At 57.8% G+C, this 1,172-nt stretch carries 1 rRNA gene; it reads right to left on the bottom strand.

The features are described from left to right. Positions 1 to 146: 146 nt before the first annotated feature. Positions 147 to 1,172, bottom strand: a 23S ribosomal RNA gene (locus tag ACIBKY_RS55395); the annotation flags it as partial.

Here is a 1,172-nt window from a genome sequence, read left to right as displayed (position 1 = left end):
TGTCTCAGAATTGCGTAGTGGACGCGAGCAACAGAACCCCATCGTGGTGGGTGGCTGGTTGGCGCTGCTCCGGACCCGGCGAAGAGTACAGAGCGCTGCAACAACCCAGACACCACCCGGCCCACGGCCTGTGGTCTGTGTGCTTTGTGGTCAAGTCCTCGGCCTATTAGTACCGGTCAGCTCCACACGTTGCCGTGCTTCCACCTCCGGCCTATCAACCCCATCGTCTCTGGGGGGCCTTACCCACTCTCGTGGTGGGAGACCTCATCTCAAGGCGAGCTTCCCGCTTAGATGCTTTCAGCGGTTATCCCTTCCGAACGTAGCCAACCAGCCGTGCACCTGGCGGTACAACTGGCACACCAGAGGTTCGTCCGTCCCGGTCCTCTCGTACTAGGGACAGCTCCTTTCAAGTCTCCTGCGCGCGCAGCGGATAGGGACCGAACTGTCTCGCGACGTTCTAAACCCAGCTCGCGTACCGCTTTAATGGGCGAACAGCCCAACCCTTGGGACCTACTCCAGCCCCAGGATGCGACGAGCCGACATCGAGGTGCCAAACCATCCCGTCGATATGGACTCTTGGGGAAGATCAGCCTGTTATCCCCGGGGTACCTTTTAGCCGTTGAGCGACACCGCTTCCACATGCCGATGCCGGATCACTAGTCCCAGCTTTCGCTCCTGCTCGACCCGTCAGTCTCACAGTCAAGCTCCCTTGTGCACTTACACTCGACACCTGATTGCCAACCAGGCTGAGGGAACCTTTGGGCGCCTCCGTTACTCTTTAGGAGGCAACCGCCCCAGTTAAACTACCCACCAGACACTGTCCCCGATCCGGATCACGGACCAGAGTTAGACGTTCAAAACGACCAGAGTGGTATTTCACCAATGACTCCACCATCACTAGCGTGACAGCTTCCCAGTCTCCCACCTATCCTACACAAGACGTTCCAAACGCCAATGTCAAGCTGTAGTGAAGGTCCCGGGGTCTTTCCGTCCTGCTGCGCGTAACGAGCATCTTTACTCGTAGTGCAATTTCGCCGGGTCTGCGGTTGAGACAGCGGGGAAGTCGTTACGCCATTCGTGCAGGTCGGAACTTACCCGACAAGGAATTTCGCTACCTTAGGATGGTTATAGTTACCACCGCCGTTTACCGGCGCTTAAGTTCTCACCTTCGC

This window comes from Nonomuraea sp. NPDC050394 (genome assembly GCF_044459065.1).
Classification (GTDB): Bacteria; Actinomycetota; Actinomycetes; order Streptosporangiales; family Streptosporangiaceae; genus Nonomuraea.
The sequence above is the reverse complement of the archived record's forward strand: the minus strand, read 5'-3'. Positions and strand labels throughout refer to the sequence as shown.